Source organism: Streptomyces sp. PA03-3a (genome assembly GCF_033792735.1).
Lineage (GTDB): Bacteria > Actinomycetota > Actinomycetes > Streptomycetales > Streptomycetaceae > Actinacidiphila.
The window spans coordinates 164,677-180,076 of record NZ_JARAVM010000014.1 but is presented as its reverse complement, the minus strand read 5'-3'; the positions used below and the strand labels follow the sequence as shown (position 1 = coordinate 180,076).

10 protein-coding genes are annotated in these 15,400 nt (G+C 74.0%); 6 read left to right on the top strand and 4 right to left on the bottom strand.

From position 1 onward, the window contains the following. The first annotated feature begins 63 nt into the window (after positions 1–63). The 4 genes from PV342_RS19150 to PV342_RS19135 all read left to right on the top strand — a co-directional run bounded on the left by PV342_RS19150 (position 64) and on the right by PV342_RS19135 (position 6,459). Positions 64–1,626, top strand: coding sequence for an alpha/beta hydrolase (locus PV342_RS19150; protein ID WP_500318031.1), 1,563 nt, complete (start codon positions 64–66; stop codon positions 1,624–1,626). 47 nt (positions 1,627–1,673) lie between these two features. Next, on the top strand, positions 1,674–3,203 hold the full coding sequence (locus tag PV342_RS19145; protein WP_500318029.1) for an alpha/beta hydrolase: 1,530 nt from the start codon (positions 1,674–1,676) through the stop codon (positions 3,201–3,203). 15 nt (positions 3,204–3,218) lie between these two features. Continuing rightward, positions 3,219–4,802 (top strand): alpha/beta hydrolase, encoded by a 1,584-nt coding sequence (locus PV342_RS19140; RefSeq protein WP_500318027.1) that lies wholly within the window; start codon positions 3,219–3,221, stop codon positions 4,800–4,802. Positions 4,803–4,893: 91 nt separating this feature from the next. After that, a complete protein-coding gene (locus PV342_RS19135) occupies positions 4,894–6,459 on the top strand; it encodes an alpha/beta hydrolase (protein ID WP_400797863.1) in 1,566 nt (521 codons plus the stop codon). A 63-nt stretch (positions 6,460–6,522) separates the two neighbouring features. Here the strand turns inward: PV342_RS19135 and PV342_RS19130 are convergent, their stop codons facing one another. Then, positions 6,523–8,919 carry a Tex family protein gene (locus PV342_RS19130; protein ID WP_386992855.1) on the bottom strand — a complete coding sequence of 799 codons (2,397 nt, stop codon included), beginning with the start codon at positions 8,917–8,919 and terminating at the stop codon, positions 6,523–6,525. A gap of 75 nt (positions 8,920–8,994) precedes the next feature. Beyond that, the gene (locus PV342_RS19125) at positions 8,995–9,573 is read right to left on the bottom strand and encodes a GNAT family N-acetyltransferase (RefSeq protein ID WP_500318024.1); all 579 of its coding nucleotides are present in this window, start codon (positions 9,571–9,573) and stop codon (positions 8,995–8,997) included. Positions 9,574–9,642: 69 nt separating this feature from the next. Here PV342_RS19125 and PV342_RS19120 point away from each other — a divergent pair, with 69 nt between their 5' ends. Next, complete coding sequence (locus tag PV342_RS19120; RefSeq protein ID WP_500318023.1) at positions 9,643–10,506, top strand: DUF6528 family protein; 864 nt, start codon at positions 9,643–9,645, stop codon at positions 10,504–10,506. Positions 10,507–10,723: 217 nt separating this feature from the next. Then, on the top strand, positions 10,724–11,728 hold the full coding sequence (locus tag PV342_RS19115) for an aldo/keto reductase family protein (RefSeq protein WP_018562271.1): 1,005 nt from the start codon (positions 10,724–10,726) through the stop codon (positions 11,726–11,728). A 58-nt stretch (positions 11,729–11,786) separates the two neighbouring features. On the opposite strand, the gene PV342_RS19110 is transcribed toward PV342_RS19115, so the two are convergent. Then, positions 11,787–13,745: a primary-amine oxidase gene (locus PV342_RS19110; RefSeq protein WP_400797852.1), complete on the bottom strand. Its 1,959-nt coding sequence runs from the start codon at positions 13,743–13,745 to the stop codon at positions 11,787–11,789. Between the two features lie 100 nt (positions 13,746–13,845). Beyond that, positions 13,846–15,393: an APC family permease gene (locus tag PV342_RS19105; protein WP_400797849.1), complete on the bottom strand. Its 1,548-nt coding sequence runs from the start codon at positions 15,391–15,393 to the stop codon at positions 13,846–13,848. Positions 15,394–15,400 lie beyond the last annotated feature (7 nt).

Genomic DNA, 15,400 nt, shown 5'->3' with positions numbered 1-15,400 from the left:
GCGGCCGCTCACCGATGCCGACCGGCCCCGCGTCTCCCAACGGGCGGAAACGAAGGCGTGGCGATGAAAGCTGTCCCGGCCTCGGGCCGAATACCCTGGCGCGGCCTGCTCTGCACGCTCGTCGTGCTGGTCGCGTTCGGGCTGCTGCTCGCCACGTGCACCGCCGTGACGCACCCGGGCGGGACCGCCGGGCCCGTCCCCTCCGGGACGGCCTCCGCGAGTGCGTCCGACGCCCCGATCCGCGTGGACCTGCGGCGCTACTACACGCAGGACCCGCGCTGGAGGCCCTGCCCCGAACGGTCGTTCCAGTGCGCGAGCCTCAGGGTGCCGCGCGACTACGCGCACCCGGAGGCGGGCGACATCGCGCTGTCCGCCATCCGCAGACCCGCCACCGGCCGCGGGGCGGCGCGCATCGGCGCGCTCCAGATCAACCCCGGCGGGCCCGGCCTCTCCGCCGTCGACGACCTGCTGGCCTACGCCGACAGCTACTCCCCGTCCCTGCGCGCCGCGTACGACCTGGTCGCGGTCGACCCGCGCGGCGTCGGGCACAGCACGCCGGTGGAGTGCGGTGCCACCGGCCTTCCGGGCACCGGGACGCGCGGTGCGCCGTCCTCGGACGAGGCCGCGATCATCGACACCTGGGCCGCCTACCACGCGGAGGTCGCCGCGGACTGCGCCCGGCGCGCCGGGCGGCTGCTGCCGCACGTGGGCACCCTCGACGCCGCCCGCGACATGGACGTCGTACGCGCCGTACTGGGCGAGGACCGCCTGCACTTCCTCGGCTTCTCCTACGGCACCTACCTGGGCGCCACCTACGCCGAGCTCTTCCCCTCCCGCGTCGGGCGGTTCGTCCTGGACGGCGCCGTGGACCCGGCCATGGACGGCTACCACGCCTACCTCAACCAGGCCCGCGGGTACCAGATCGCCTGGGAGTCCTTCGCCGACGACTGCGCGCGCCGCGGACACTGCCCGGTCGGCCGCTCCGTCAAGGAGGCGGGCCGGACCCTGGACACGCTGGTCGCCGCGCTCGACCGCGCGCCCCTTCGGCAGGGCAAGGACGACCGTCTCGACGGCGAGGCCCTGCTCGGCGCGGTCGTCACCGCGCTGCGCGCGCCCGACTGGGAGACGCTGCGCTCGCTGCTCGACGGTGTGCGGTCCGGCGACACCGGTGTGCTGCGGGAACTCGTGGGCTCGGAGGACGACGCGCCCGGCGATGAGTCCATGACGGCCGTCAACTGCCTGAGTTCCGCGCTCGAATCGCGCTCGACCCCGGCCCAGACGCTCGCGGCGCTGCCCGAGTTCCGGCGGGCCTCGCCCCAGTTCGGCGCGTTCTACAACGAGGACCTGTCGACGTGCGCCCACTGGCCCGCGCGGCCCACGCAACTCCCGCGCCGCGTCAGCGCCCGCGGCGCCGGGCCCATCCTCGTGCTCGGCACCACCCGTGACCCCGCCACCCCCTACGACCAGGCGCGGGCCCTGGCCGGCCAGCTCTCCTCCGGCCGGCTCCTGACCTGGGACGGCGACGGGCACACCGCCTACCAGCGCGGCAGCCGCTGCGTCGACACCGCCGTCGACGACTACCTGCTGCACGGTCTGCTCCCGCCCACCGGCGCGGTCTGCCGCTGACTGACCACCCGCCCCGCGCTCCGCGCGGCGCACAGAAAGGCGTGGCCATGAACGCACCCCGACGCAGGCTCCACGGCTTCGTCGCCGTGCTCGGCAGCTGCGCGCTGCTGCTCACCGCGTGCGCGGCGGGCGACCTCCGGCAGACGCCGGCCGGGGCACCGGCGGCGGCGCCCGCAGGAGGTGCCGCCACCTCCGGACCGGCGGAACTGGCGCGCTACTACGGGCAGAAGCCGGTCTGGAAGGCCTGCGCCGAGGTGCCGTCGTTCCAGTGCGCCACCATCGAGGTACCACTGGACTACGACCGCCCCGCGGGCGGCGACATCACCCTGGCCGCGATACGCCGGAAGGCCACCGGGAACGGCGCCGCCCGCGTCGGCTCGCTGCAGATGAACCCGGGCGGACCGGGCTCGTCCGCGATCGCCTACCTCCTCGGCAACGCCGACTCCTTCTCCCCCGCGGTGCGCGCCGCGTACGACCTGGTCGCGGTCGACCCGCGCGGCGTCGGCGCCAGCACCCTGGTGGACTGCGCCACCGAGACCACCGCGGCGGCCCCGGACCCCGGTGCGCGCAGGGCGGACATCGGCGCCTCGGCCGCCGCCTACGCGCAGATCGCGGCCGAATGCCGTCGCCACGCGGGGCGGTTGCTGCCGCACGTGGGCACCCTGGACGCCGCCCGCGACATGGACGTCGTACGCGCCGTGCTGGGCGACGAGCGGCTCCACTACGTGGGTTTCTCCTACGGCACGTACCTCGGCGCCACCTATGCCGAGCTGTTCCCCACCCGCGTCGGCCGCATGGTCCTCGACGGCGCCGTCGACCCCTCCCTGGACGGGTACGAGTTCACGATCGGACAGGCCCGGGGCTACGAGGTCGCCTGGAAGTCCTTCGCCGCCGACTGCGCCACCCGGCCCGACTGCCCCGTCGGGCACTCGGTCCAGGAGGCCGACCGCATCCTGAACTCCCTGGTGGCGAAGGCGAACCGCACGCCCCTGCGGCAGGGCAAGGACATCGCCGTCACGGGAGACTCCGTCCTCGCGGCGGTGGTCGTCGCCCTGCGGGCCCCGGCCTGGGAGGCGCTGCGCGCCGCGCTCGCGCAGTTGCAGGCCGGTGACACCACGGCGGTTCAGTCGCTCGTGGGCACGGACGAGGAGACCGACCCGGGCGACCAGTCGTACTACGCCGTGTCGTGTCTGAGTTCCACGCTGGGAACGTGGTCGACCGTCGCCCAGGCGGAGGCGGCGCTGCCCGAATTCCGCCGGGCCGCCCCGCAGTTCGGCGAGTACTACGCCGGGACCCTGCCGATGTGCACCCAATGGCCCGTCCGTCCGGACCAGTCCGCGCACCGGATCACCGCTGCCGGCGCGGCGCCGATCCTGGTCGTGGGCACCCTGCGTGACCCGGCCACCCCGTACCCCTGGGCGCAGGCCCTCGCCGGGCAGCTCTCCTCCGGGCGGCTCCTCACCTGGGACGGCGACGGGCACACCGCGTACCACCAGGGCAGCACCTGCATAGAGAGCGCTGTCGACACCTACCTGACACAAGGCCGGACACCACCCTCCGGCACGGTCTGCGTCTGACGGGCGGTGGCCGCCGTGCGGGCCACGGGTGTCCTGTCCGGCAGGCGCGGGCGCGTCGCGGCCGGGCTGCTGAGCGCCTGGCTGGTGCTGACGGCCTGTTCACCACAGCGCCCGCACCGGCCGGCGGGAGCCAAGCGGTCCGCGGCCGCGGCCGCGACCGCGCCCACTCCGGTCGGCTCCGCCGCCTCGGCGGCGGCGTCCGTGGCGGCGTCGGCGTCGGCGGCGGCGCCGGACGTGTCGCGCTACTACCGGCAGCGACTGGACTGGCGGCCCTGCCGGGAAGCGGCGTCGTTCCGGTGCACCTCGGTGACGGTGCCGCTGGACTACACCCGTCCGGAGCGCGGCGACATCCGGCTGGCGGTCGTCCGCCACCCGGCCACCGGGCCGCGCGCGGCCCGGCTCGGCTCGCTGCTGCTCAATCCCGGCGGACCGGGGGTGTCGGCGGTCGACGACGTCCTGTCCTTCGCCGACGGCTTCTCCCCCGCGCTACGCGCCGCGTACGACCTCGTCGGCGTCGACCCCCGCGGCGTGGGGCGCAGCGACCCGGTGGACTGCGGGACGGGCACCTCGCCGGCCGCCCTCGAGGCCGAGGAGGACGCCGTGGGGCCCGGGTCGGGCTACGCGCTGATCGCCGGTGCGTGCGCGCGGAGCGCCGGCCGGCTCCTGCCCCACGTCGGCACCCCCGACGCCGCCCGCGACATGGACGTCGTACGGGCGCTGCTCGGCGACAACCGGCTGGGCTTCCTCGGGTACTCCTACGGAAGCTATCTGGGGGCCACCTACGCGGAGCTCTTCCCCTCCCGCGTCGGCCGCATGGTCCTCGACGGCGCCGTCGACCCCGGCATGGACGCCTTCCGCGCCACCCTCGGCATGGCGCGCGGCTACCAGGTGGCCTGGGAGGCCTTCGCCGCCGACTGCGTCCCCCGCCCCGGCTGCCCGGTCGGCGGTTCGCTCCGGGACGCGGGGCGCGTCCTGGACGACCTGGTCGCCGAACTCGACGAAGCCTCCCGCGAAGGGGACGGCCGCGGTGTCCCGGCCACCGGCGACGATCTGCTCACCGCGGTCACCTCGGCACTCGCGACGGCGGCATGGGGCGGACTGCGCTCGCTGCTCCGCGAGGTGCAGGCGGGCGACGCCGCCACCCGGCGGCTGCTCCTCGGTACGGACGACGCCGGAGGACCGGGTGAGCAGTCCCTGGCGGCGATCAACTGCCTGAGCTCCGCGCTGGGTCCGCGCTCGACCGACGCGCAGACGCGTGCGGCCGTTCCCGAGTTCCGCCGTGCGGCACCCCAGTTCGGCGCCTACTACGCCGGGTTCCTGCCGATGTGCGCCCACTGGCCGGCCCGGCCGACCCAGGTGCCGCACCGCGTCAGCGCCCGCGGCGCCCCGCCCATCCTCGTCGTCGGCACCACCCGCGACCCCGCCACCCCCTACGACCAGGCCCGGGCCCTGGCCCGCCAGCTCTCCTCCGGCCGGCTCCTGACCTGGGACGGCGACGGGCACACCGCCTACCAGCAGGGCAGCCGCTGCGTCGACACCGCCGTCGACGACTACTTCCTGCACGGCCGGCTCCCGGCGGACGGCACCGTATGCCGCTGACGGGCACCGCGTCGGGGACGTCGCCGCGCACCACTTCGGCACGCGCCACTTCGGCACGCGCCACTTCGCGCGACATGGGAAAGGCAGGACGATGGACGCAGTCCGGCACACCGGCCACGGGCCCGGGAGGCGACGACGACGCGCGGCCGCGGCAGTGGGCGCCTGCACCCTGCTGGCGACCGCGTGTGCCTCCCTGCACGCCGGGAAGCCGCCCGCCGCGACCCACCTGGCGGCGGCCGGTGCGGCCCGCTCCGGGGACGGGCGGCCGGAGCCGGCCCGCCACTACGCGCAGCGGCCCACGTGGGAACCGTGCGAGGACGAGCCGTCCTACCAGTGCACGGTCATCGAGGCGCCGCTGGACTACGCCCGCCCCGAGTCGGGCGACATCACCCTGGCGGTCACCCGCCTGAGGTCCACGGGGACCCCCTCGGAACGCATCGGCTCGCTGCTGTACAACCCCGGCGGTCCCGGGGACTCCGCCGTCGGCGGCCTGCGGGAGATCGCCGGGGACTTCTCCCCCGCGATGCGCGCCGCCTACGACCTGGTCGCCGTCGACCCGCGCGGTGTCGGCGCCAGCACCCCGCTGGAGTGCGGCACCGCCGCGCCGGCGACCGTCACCGGCTCCCGTGCGTTCGCCGGCGGGAAGCCGGACTTCGAGGCACTGGACGAAGCGCGCGAGGAGACCGCCGACGCGTGCCTACGGCACTCCGGCCGGCTGCTGCCGCACGTCGGCACCCCGGACGCCGCCCGCGATCTGGACCTGGTGCGCGCCCTCGTCGGCGACGACCGGCTGCACTACCTCGGCTTCTCCTACGGCACCTACCTCGGCGCCACTTACGCCGGACTCTTCCCCTCCCGCGTGGGCCGCATGGTCCTCGACGGCGCCGTCGACCCGACGATCGAGGATTACCGCCGTTTCCTGGATCCCGCACACGGCTACCAGGTGGCCTGGGAGGCCTTCGCCGCCGACTGCGTCTCCCGCCCCGGCTGCCCGGTCGGCCGCTCCGCCGCGGAGGCGGGCCGGGTCCTGGACGCCCTGGTGGCCCGTCTCGACCGGAACCCGCGGCAGGAGGGCAAGGACGTCGCCCTCACGGGGGACGATCTGCTCCGCATCGTCCTGACGGCGCTGAAGAAGCCCGCGTGGGGCGAACTGCGCCTGGCACTGGGAGAGGTGGTCGCCTCGGCCGGCGACAACGCCGCCCTCCAGAGGCTCTCGGCCGCGCAAGAGGACGCCGTCGCCGACGTGGGGTTCACGGCGGTCAGCTGTCTGAGCGCGGCGCTGGGACCCGTGTTCACCCCCGCGCAGGCGGAGGCGCTGGTCCCCGCGTTCCGACGTGCCTCGCCCCAGTTCGGGGCGTACTACTCCGCGCTGCTCACCACCTGCGCCCACTGGCCCGTCGGCCCGGCCCGCCCGGCTCGGGCCTTCCCGGCCCCGCCCACCGCGCCGATCCTGGTCGTCGGCACCCTGCGCGACCCGGCCACCCCGTACTCCTGGGCGCAGGCGCTCACCCGGCTGTTCCCCTCGGCCCGGCTGCTCACCTGGGACGGCGACGGGCACACCGCCTACCTTCAGCCTGGAAGCGCCTGCGTCGACGCCGTGGTCGACCGGTACCTGCTCGGCGGCGGGCTCCCGCCCGCGGGCACCGTCTGCCCCTGAGGCCCCACCGAGGCGCGCTCCCCCATACGGCCGGGGGGGGGAGCGCGCCTCGGGTCGGCCGGCTCAGCCGCGGCGGCCGTTGCCTCCGCCGAGTCCCTTGTCGAGCCCGGCACGGCGCAGGGCGTCGGCCATGGCACCGCCGGGGGCCGGGCGGTCACGGTCGCCCCGGGACTGGCGGGGCGGGTTGCCGCCCCGGCGGTCGGGACGGGGGCCGCGCTCCTGGCGTTCGGGACGCTGACCGCGCTCCTGGCGGCCGCCGCCGGCGTTGCCCTTGGCCGCGCCCGCCTCGTCCTCCAGGCGCAGGGTGAGGGAGATGCGCTTGCGCGGGATGTCGACGTCGAGCACCTTGACGCGGACGATGTCGCCGGGCTTGACGACCTCGCGCGGGTCACTCACGAAGTTCCTGGACATCGCCGAGACGTGCACCAGACCGTCCTGGTGGACGCCGACGTCCACGAAGGCGCCGAAGGCCGCGACATTGGTGACGACGCCTTCCAGGACCATGCCGGGCTCGAGGTGCTTGAGCTCCTCCACGCCCTCCTTGAAGGCGGCGGTCTTGAAGGCGGGCCGCGGGTCGCGTCCGGGCTTCTCCAGTTCGGACAGGATGTCGCTGACGGTCGGCAGACCGAAGGTGTCGTCGACGAACTCCTGCGGCCTCAGCCCCCGCAGCACCGTGGAGTTGCCGATGAGCGCCTTGATGTCGGTGCCCGCCGCCGTGCTCATGCGCCGTACGACGGGATAGGACTCGGGGTGCACGCTGGAGGCGTCCAGCGGGTCGTCGCCGTCGGGGATCCGCAGGAAGCCGGCGCACTGCTCGTACGCCTTCGGGCCGAGCCGGGCCACGTCCTTCAGGGCGGTGCGCCGGCGGAACGGGCCGTTGGTGTCCCGGTGGGCGACGATGTTGGCGGCCAGGCTCTCGGTGATCCCGGAGACCCGGCGCAGCAGCGGCACGGAGGCGGTGTTGACGTCGACGCCGACGCCGTTCACACAGTCCTCGACGACCGCGTCGAGCGAGCGCGAGAGCTTCACCTCGGACAGGTCGTGCTGGTACTGGCCGACGCCGATCGACTTGGGGTCGATCTTGACGAGTTCGGCGAGCGGGTCCTGGAGGCGGCGGGCGATGGAGACCGCGCCCCGCAGCGACACGTCGAGGTCGGGCAGCTCGGCAGAGGCGTAGGCGGAGGCGGAGTACACCGAGGCGCCGGCCTCCGAGACGACGGCCTTGGTGAGCTTCAGCTCCGGGTGGCGCTTGACGAGATCCGCGGCAAGCTTGTCGGTCTCGCGCGAGGCGGTGCCGTTGCCGATGGCGACGAGGTCGACCTTGTGCGCGGCGGCGAGCCGGGCGAGCGTCGCGATGGAGGCGTCCCACTGGTTGCGCGGCACGTGCGGGTAGATGGTGTCGGTGGCGACGACCTTGCCCGTCGCGTCGACCACGGCCACCTTGACGCCGGTGCGGAAGCCCGGGTCCAGGCCCATGGTGGCGCGCGTGCCGGCGGGGGCGGCGAGCAGCAGGTCGCGCAGGTTGGCGGCGAAGACCCGGACCGCCTCGTCCTCGGCGTCCTGGCGCAGCTGGACGCGCAGGTCGAGGCCCAGCCGTACGAGGAAGCGGGTGCGCCAGGCCCAGCGCACGCTGTCGCCGAGCCACTTGTCGGCGGGACGGCCGCGGTCGGTGATGCCGAAGTGGTGGGCGATCTTGCGCTCGAAGGTGGAGGGGCCCTCCTCGACGGGCTCCTCCGGCTCCATGGTGAGGTCGAGGACCTCCTCCTTCTCGCCGCGCAGCATGGCGAGCACACGGTGCGAGGGGAGCTTGGTGAACGGCTCGGCGAAGTCGAAGTAGTCCGCGAACTTCGCGCCCTCCTCCTCCTTGCCCTCGCGCACCTTGGCGACGAGCCGGCCCCGCTCCCACATCCGGGTGCGGAGTTCACCGACGAGGTCGGCGTCCTCGGACCACCGCTCGGTGAGGATCGACCGGGCGCCCTCCAGCGCCGCCGCGGCGTCGGCGACGCCCTTGTCGGCGTCGACGAAGCCGGCGGCCTCGGTCTGCGGGTCCAGGGACGGATCACCGACGAGGCGGTCGGCGAGCGGCTCCAGGCCCGCCTCGCGGGCGATCTGCGCCTTGGTGCGCCGCTTGGGCTTGTAGGGCAGGTAGATGTCCTCGAGGCGGGCCTTGGAGTCCGCGGCGAGGATCTGCGCCTTCAGTGCGTCGTCGAGCTTGCCCTGGGACTCGATGGACTCCAGGATCGCGGCCCGCCGCTCGTCCAGTTCGCGCAGGTAGCGCAGGCGCTCCTCGAGCGTCCGCAGCTGGGCGTCGTCGAGACCGTCCGTCGCCTCCTTGCGGTACCGGGCCACGAACGGCACGGTCGCACCGCCGTCGAGCAGCTCGACTGCCGATGTGACCTGACCTTCCCGTACGCCGAGTTCCTCGGCGATCCTGCGCTCGACCGAGACCGTTGTCGTCACGATGTGCGACCTGCTTTCTGGCTGGACTACCGGTGCATTATTGCGGAGCCCGGCCGTCCGGCCGCGAGCCTGGGCCTATGCCGCGCCGGAGTCGGCGCCGGAGTCCGGGCCGCAGTACGCGCCGGGGTCCGGTCCGAGACGCTTCTCGAACCAGTGGTCGGCGTAGCGTTCTCCGTTGTAGTCGGCGATCTCGCGGTAGCCCAGCTTCGCGTACAGGGTCCGTGCCTCGACCAGGTCGGCCCGCGTGTCCAGGCGGATCACATCCGCGCCCAGGTGATCGCGCGCCGCGCGCTCCGCCGCCCCCACCAGCAGCGCGGCCCCGCCGGTGCGGCGGGCCGCCGGGGCGACCCAGACACGGCGGAGTTCGGCGACGCCCGGGGCGAGGAGACGGACGCCCGCGCACCCGGCCGGGCGGCCCCCGTGCCGGCCGACGAGGAAGCGCCCGCAGGCGCCGGAGAGGTCGTCACTGGTGTGCTCGGTGAGCAGGTCGTCGATCTCGCCCCGGGTCATCGGCCTGCCGTAGTAGCGGCTGACGATGTCGTCGTAGTACCTCCACAGCAGGTCCTTCGAGACGGGGTCGTCAACGGCGAGCGGGGCGATCTCCCATTGGGGCGAAGCGTGGACGTTCGGTCGCGGTACGGTCACGCGGCCCATCGTGGCAGCACCCGCCGTCGCTATCCTCCGAATATTCGTTGGCACGTCAACGACGTACGGGGGCACGACATGACGCGGCACGCCGCGCGGAAGAGCCATCCCATCGCCACGGCGGACCAGTCCTGCAACGGCGTCCTGGTCTTCGACCCCGAGGCCGCCGACTGGTCGGGACCCGCCGCCGTGACCTGGCGCTGGAGTGCGCCGGGCGGGGCCGGCACGAGCTGGCAGCACCTGTCGGACGTGCGGCTGCGCAGGACGCAGGCGTACGGGCGGGTGGTGCTCGTGGCCGCGTCCGGCGGCCGGGCGGCGATGGTGCGCGAGGACACCGGGGCGATCGTGTGGCAGACGGTGACCCCGGCCGACAGCCCGCACGCGATCGAGCGCATCCCGGGCGGGGTGATCGTGGTGGCCTCCGGGGCGCCCGGGCGGCTGCGGCTGTACGCGGACACCGAGCAGAGCGCGCCGTTCCGCACGGTGCCGCTGCCGAGGGCGCGCGGTGTGCTGTACGACCCGGAGCACGGGGCGCTGTGGGCGATCGGCGCCGGGCGGCTGGTGCGCTACACGGTGTCGGGCCGGGGCGCGGCGACCACGCTGACGGAGCACAGCGCCGTCCGCTTCGAGGGCGAGGGCCGTGATCTGCAGCCGGTGTACGGCGAGCCGGGGTCGCTGTGGTTCACCGACACGTACGGGGTGTACCGGCTGGACGTCGCGACCCGCAGGTACCGGCAGGTGGACGGGGCGAGCTGGGTGAGCGCGTACACCAGCCAGCCGACCGGGACGCGGATCCGGGCCCGTTCGCAGGCGGCGGGGCCCCGCGGCTGGGGCGGGCCGACGGTCGAGTTCCTCGACGCCGACGGAACGCCGGAGTACGCGCGGACCCGTCCCGGTGCGGAGTTCGCCACGGTGCGCCTGTGGACCCCGGACTTCCGCTGAGGCGGACGCGACGAGGCGGGCCGGGTCGCGACAGAGCGGGCCGGGGCGGGGACCCGCCCCCGGGCCGCAACCCGGGCATGTAATGATCAGATGTACTTGCCCCTGCCACCTTTCCTGCGGCCGACGCCCGACCGGGCGCCGCGCCCCCGGCCGGCCCCGGTGCGCCAGCACCCGGCCGGCCGGCACCCACGCACACGCCCCCGGAGGCTTCGCTCCCATGGAATACCGCCATCTCGGCCGTAGCGGCCTGGTCATCAGCGAGATCGCGTACGGCAACTGGCTCACCCACGGCTCGCAGGTGGAGGCGGACGCCGCCACGGCGTGCGTGCGCGCGGCACTGGACGTCGGCATCACCAGCTTCGACACCGCCGACGTCTACGCGGGCACGCGCGCCGAGTCCGTCCTCGGTGAGGCGCTGAAGGGCGAGCGCCGCGAGGGCATCGAGCTCTTCACCAAGGTCTTCTGGCCGACCGGTCCGGGCCGCAACGACCGCGGGCTGTCGCGCAAGCACATCATGGAGTCGATCGCCGGCTCGCTGCGCCGCCTGCAGACCGACTACGTCGACCTGTACCAGGCGCACCGGTACGACGTGGACACCCCGCTCGAGGAGACGATGGAGGCGTTCGCCGACGTCGTCCACTCGGGCAAGGCCCTCTACATCGGCGTCTCCGAGTGGCCGGCCGAGCAGATCCGGCGCGCCCACGCCATGGCGCGGGAGCTGCGCATCCCGCTGGTGTCGAACCAGCCGCAGTACAACGCCCTGTGGCGGACCATCGAGGGCGAGGTCATCCCGGCCTGCGAGGAACTGGGCATGGGCCAGATCGTCTTCTCGCCGATCGCGCAGGGCGTGCTGACCGGCAAGTACCGGCGGGGGCAGGAGCCCCCGGCGGGCTCGCGTGCCACCGACGACAAGGGCGGCGCGGGCATGATCTCGCGGTGGATGCGCGACGACGTGCTCGACGCCGTCCAGCGGCTCCAGCCGCTCGCCGCGGAGGCCGGGCTGTCCCTGGCCCAGCTGGCGGTGGCGTGGGTGCTGCAGAACTCCAACGTCTCGGCGGCCATCGTCGGCGCCTCCCGTCCGGAGCAGGTCGCGGAGAACGCCGAGGCGGCGGGCGTCGTCCTGGAGAAGGAGCTGATGGCGCGCATCGAGGAGATCCTGGAGCCGGTCGCCGAGACCGACCCCAAGCGGGTCCACGAGAACGTCCCTCCGCACCGCTCCTGAGCGGTGCGCCCCGGCCCCGCGGTCCGCACGGACCGCGGGGCCGGGGCACGGGTGCGCGTCAGGCGGTGTGGCAGTGGCCCTCGCCCCGCGGGGTCTCCTTGGGGAGGTCGAGCGAGGGGTTGCGGTCGAAGAAGCCGGTCGGCTTGAGGGTGAACCCGCTGTGGTCGACGGGCATGACCGGCCACTCCTCCAGCCGCGGCAGGTGGGTGGGGCCGAAGGTGTGCCAGACGGTCAGCTCGGTGTCCTCCAGCGACTCGCCTCCCGCGGTCCACAGGGGCAGTCCGGCGCCGCCCGCGTTCTGGTTGGGGTAGTCGCCCGCGGGGAAGCGCCGCTCGGGGCGGTGCCGGGTGACCCACACGTGCTTGGTGCCGTAGGCCATGCGCCGGGCGACCGCCGAGTCGGGCTGGGCGAGCACGACCGGGCCGGGCTGCGGCACGAGGGTGTACGCCACGGGCTTGCCCATGCGGTTGAGGGAGCCGGGGTTGGTGATCCGCCAGCGGCGGCCCGCCAGCGGGTCGGCGAGGCGGCCGCCCTCGGCGCTGTCGGCGAGCGGGGTCACCCGGGTGGTGAAGACGTTGCCGTTGGGGTTGTCCGGTCCGCTCGGGACGGGGACGACGTCCACCTCCTCCACCGTGTTGGCGTGGCCGTCGACCGCCGCGTCCAGCCGTACGCAGAACAGGTGCTGGTGGAACGGGGCGAGCAGGCCGGGAGCGACCTCCGTGCCGACCGCGTCGGCGGTGCCGGGCTCGACGGCGGAGGTCTGAACGATGCCGGTGGACTTGGCCTCGAAGGCGATCGTGCCGTCCTGGTGGAAGTACCAGTAGAAGCCGTAGTCGTAGTTGCCCACGGTGGCGATGTAGGAGACGACCAGGCGGCGCGCGCGGCGGCTCTCGGCGGCCATGTCGTTGAAGATGTCGGTGTGCTTCCACAGGAGGCCGTAGTCCTCCTCGTGGATGCAGATGGCGTTGGGCAGCGTCTCGGGGTTGCCGAGGTCGTCGGAGAGGACGGCGTCGAGGTAGGTGATCTCGCCGAGGCAGTCGCAGCCCAGCTTCAGGGCGTTGGCGTTGCGGCCCAGCGAGTACTCGCCGGCGTCGAGGAAGGCGACCCAGTTGCGGTCGTCGCCGGGCTCGGCGTAGGCGACGGCCATCTCGGCCAGGGAGGCGCGGTGCAGCACGGGACGGACGCGGTCGCCGTCCTCGTGGGCGATCTGGTGCAGGACCAGGCCCTCGCGGCCGTTGAAGTCGATGCGGAAGCGCCACTTCTGCCAGGTCAGCAGGCGGCCGCTCAGGGCGAAGGACGGCCCCTCCGGCTGGGTGATCTCCAGCGGGCGCAGATCGGTGCGGGCCGGGCCGTTGAACTCGGCCTCGTAGCGGCCGCATTCGGTGGGAATCGGCACGGCGCCGGTGTCGATGAGGCGGACGACCTTGCGCTCGATGACGTCGACGTCGGCGACGAGCCCGGCGACCGGGTGCGCCCAGGGGCTGTCGGAGGCGTCGCAGCGCAGCCAGGTCAGGGAGCGCATCAGGCGGGCGCCGGGGCGGTCCTCGAAGCGCAGCGGGCCTGCGCCGAGGGGGGCGGCGACGGCGAGGTCGAGGTCGGTGACGCCGCGCTCGGCCATGGCCTTGCGCCAGCCGGGATCGGCCTTCACGACCTGCTCGACGATCTCGTACTCCTCGAAGGTGACCGGCGGCTGGCCCTCCTGCTCGGTGTCGAGTGCGCGGTGGGCGACGACGGCGCCCGCGGTGACGTCGACCAGCGCCTCGGCGGCGGCGCCGGTGACCGAGTCGAGGAGGGTGACGCGCAGCCGGCGTACCACAGGGTCCCCGTCGCGGTGGGCGTCGGCGGTGTGCCGGTCGGGCTCGTCGAGGAGGACCAGGGGGAAGCGGGTCGCGTCGGTGACCCTGCCCTCCTCGGCCAGGATGCGGCGGGCGGCGGAGATCTCGTCGGCGGTCAGCGGGTCGAGGGGGTGGGGTGCGGCGGGCGCGGCGTCTGCGTCGGTGTGGCAGCAGGAGGACATGGGACAACCCTCTTGTACGTGAGTCGTTGCGCTACGGGGCACTGCGGACCCGGCACCGGCCCGCCGCTCCCCGGCGGTGGGGGCGGCGGGCCGGACGGGGTCAGGAGGCGGCGGTCTCCGCTTCGGTGTCCGTGGTCTCACGGGCCTGCTCGATCCGGAACGCCTCGTTGCCGAGGCCGATGCGGGCGTGCATCTCGGGACGCGTGGAGCGCAGGACCAGGCCGTAGCCCAGGCCGCCGACGACGGTGACACCGATGATGCCGGGCAGCATCCAGGAGACGGCGGAGCCGGCGCCGGCGACCAGGACGTCGAAGTCCTTGACCGCGTAGACCGCGATGACGACCAGCGCGATGCCCGCCAGAGCGGAGGCCGCGATCCTCGGCGCCTGGGTGCGCAGCGCGCCGCGCCGGACGAAGTAGCCGATGACCGCGAAGGCCGTGGTGGCCAGCAGCACGATGATGCCCAGGGCGCCGACGTTGCCGCCCCAGGTGAAGAGCTTGAGCACGGGCGCGGTCGGGTCGTGGTCGGCGGCTCCGCTGCTGTCGGTGACGGCGAAGGCGACGACGGCGACGAGGGAGATGACGGTCTGCAGCAGCGAACCGTGGGCGGGGGCACCGCTCTTGGGGTTGGTACGCCCGAAGGCGGGGGGCAGCAGGCCCTCGCGGCCCATGGCGAAGGCGTAGCGGGCGACGACGTTGTGGAAGCTGAGCAGGCAGGCGAACATGCCGGTCACGTACAGGACGTGGAGGACGTCGGTAAAGGTGGCGCCGATGATCGACTCGCTGAGCCCGAACAGCAGCCCGGGACCCTGCTTCTGCGACTGGCCGACGATCTGCGACGGACCGGTGGCCACGCTCAGCGCCCAGGAGCTGATGGCGAAGAAGACCGCGACGAAGGTGACGGCGAGGAAGGTCACCCGGGCGACGAGCACCTGCGGCCGGCTGGTCTCCTCGGCGTAGACGGGGGGCTGCTCGAAGCCGACGAACGCGGCGATGCACAGGCACAGCGCCGTACCGAGCCCGGCGCCGCTGAGAGTGCCCGGGTCGAAGGCGTGCAGCGACAGTCCCTCCTTGCCGGGGTTGCCGATGGCGGCGACGTCGAAGATGACGACCAGGGTGATCTCGATCAGCAGCAGGACGCCCAGGACCTTGGCGTTGAGGTCGATCTTCAGCCAGCCGAGCGCGCCGACCACGAGGACGCCCAGGACTGCCGGTATCCACCAGGCGACCGTGGTGTGCAGGTAGGTCTCGAACAGTCCGGAGATCTCGAAACCGAACAGGCCGTAGACGCCGAACTGCAGGGCGCTGTAGGACACGAGCGCGACGAGCGACGCGCCGGCGCCCGCGGTGCCGCCGAGGCCGCGCGCAATGTAGGCGTAGAAGGCGCCCGCGTTGTGCACATGGCGGCTCATCTCGGCGTATCCGACGCTGAAGAGGATGAGCACCAAGCCGAGGATCACGAACAGCAGCGGCTGCCCGATGATGCCCATGACTCCGTACGCGGTGGGCATGACGCCCGCTACAACCATGAGCGGGGCGTTGGCGGCGACCACGGACAGGAGCAGGCCGGGCATGCCGAGCCGGTCGGCCCGCAGGGCTCTCTCCTCGCCCTTGAACGTGCTGATCCCAGGGTTGTTGCCCGTCAGCATGATGGTT

Coding starts and splice junctions, on each gene's coding strand:
- PV342_RS19150 (WP_500318031.1), top strand. CDS start 64: ATGAAAGCTGTCCCGGCCTCGGGCCGAATACCCTGGCGCGGCCTGCTC.
- PV342_RS19145 (WP_500318029.1), top strand. CDS start 1,674: ATGAACGCACCCCGACGCAGGCTCCACGGCTTCGTCGCCGTGCTCGGC.
- PV342_RS19135 (WP_400797863.1), top strand. CDS start 4,894: ATGGACGCAGTCCGGCACACCGGCCACGGGCCCGGGAGGCGACGACGA.
- PV342_RS19125 (WP_500318024.1), bottom strand. CDS start 9,573: ATGGGCCGCGTGACCGTACCGCGACCGAACGTCCACGCTTCGCCCCAA.
- PV342_RS19120 (WP_500318023.1), top strand. CDS start 9,643: ATGACGCGGCACGCCGCGCGGAAGAGCCATCCCATCGCCACGGCGGAC.
- PV342_RS19115 (WP_018562271.1), top strand. CDS start 10,724: ATGGAATACCGCCATCTCGGCCGTAGCGGCCTGGTCATCAGCGAGATC.
- PV342_RS19110 (WP_400797852.1), bottom strand. CDS start 13,745: ATGTCCTCCTGCTGCCACACCGACGCAGACGCCGCGCCCGCCGCACCC.
- PV342_RS19105 (WP_400797849.1), bottom strand. CDS start 15,393: ATGCTGACGGGCAACAACCCTGGGATCAGCACGTTCAAGGGCGAGGAG.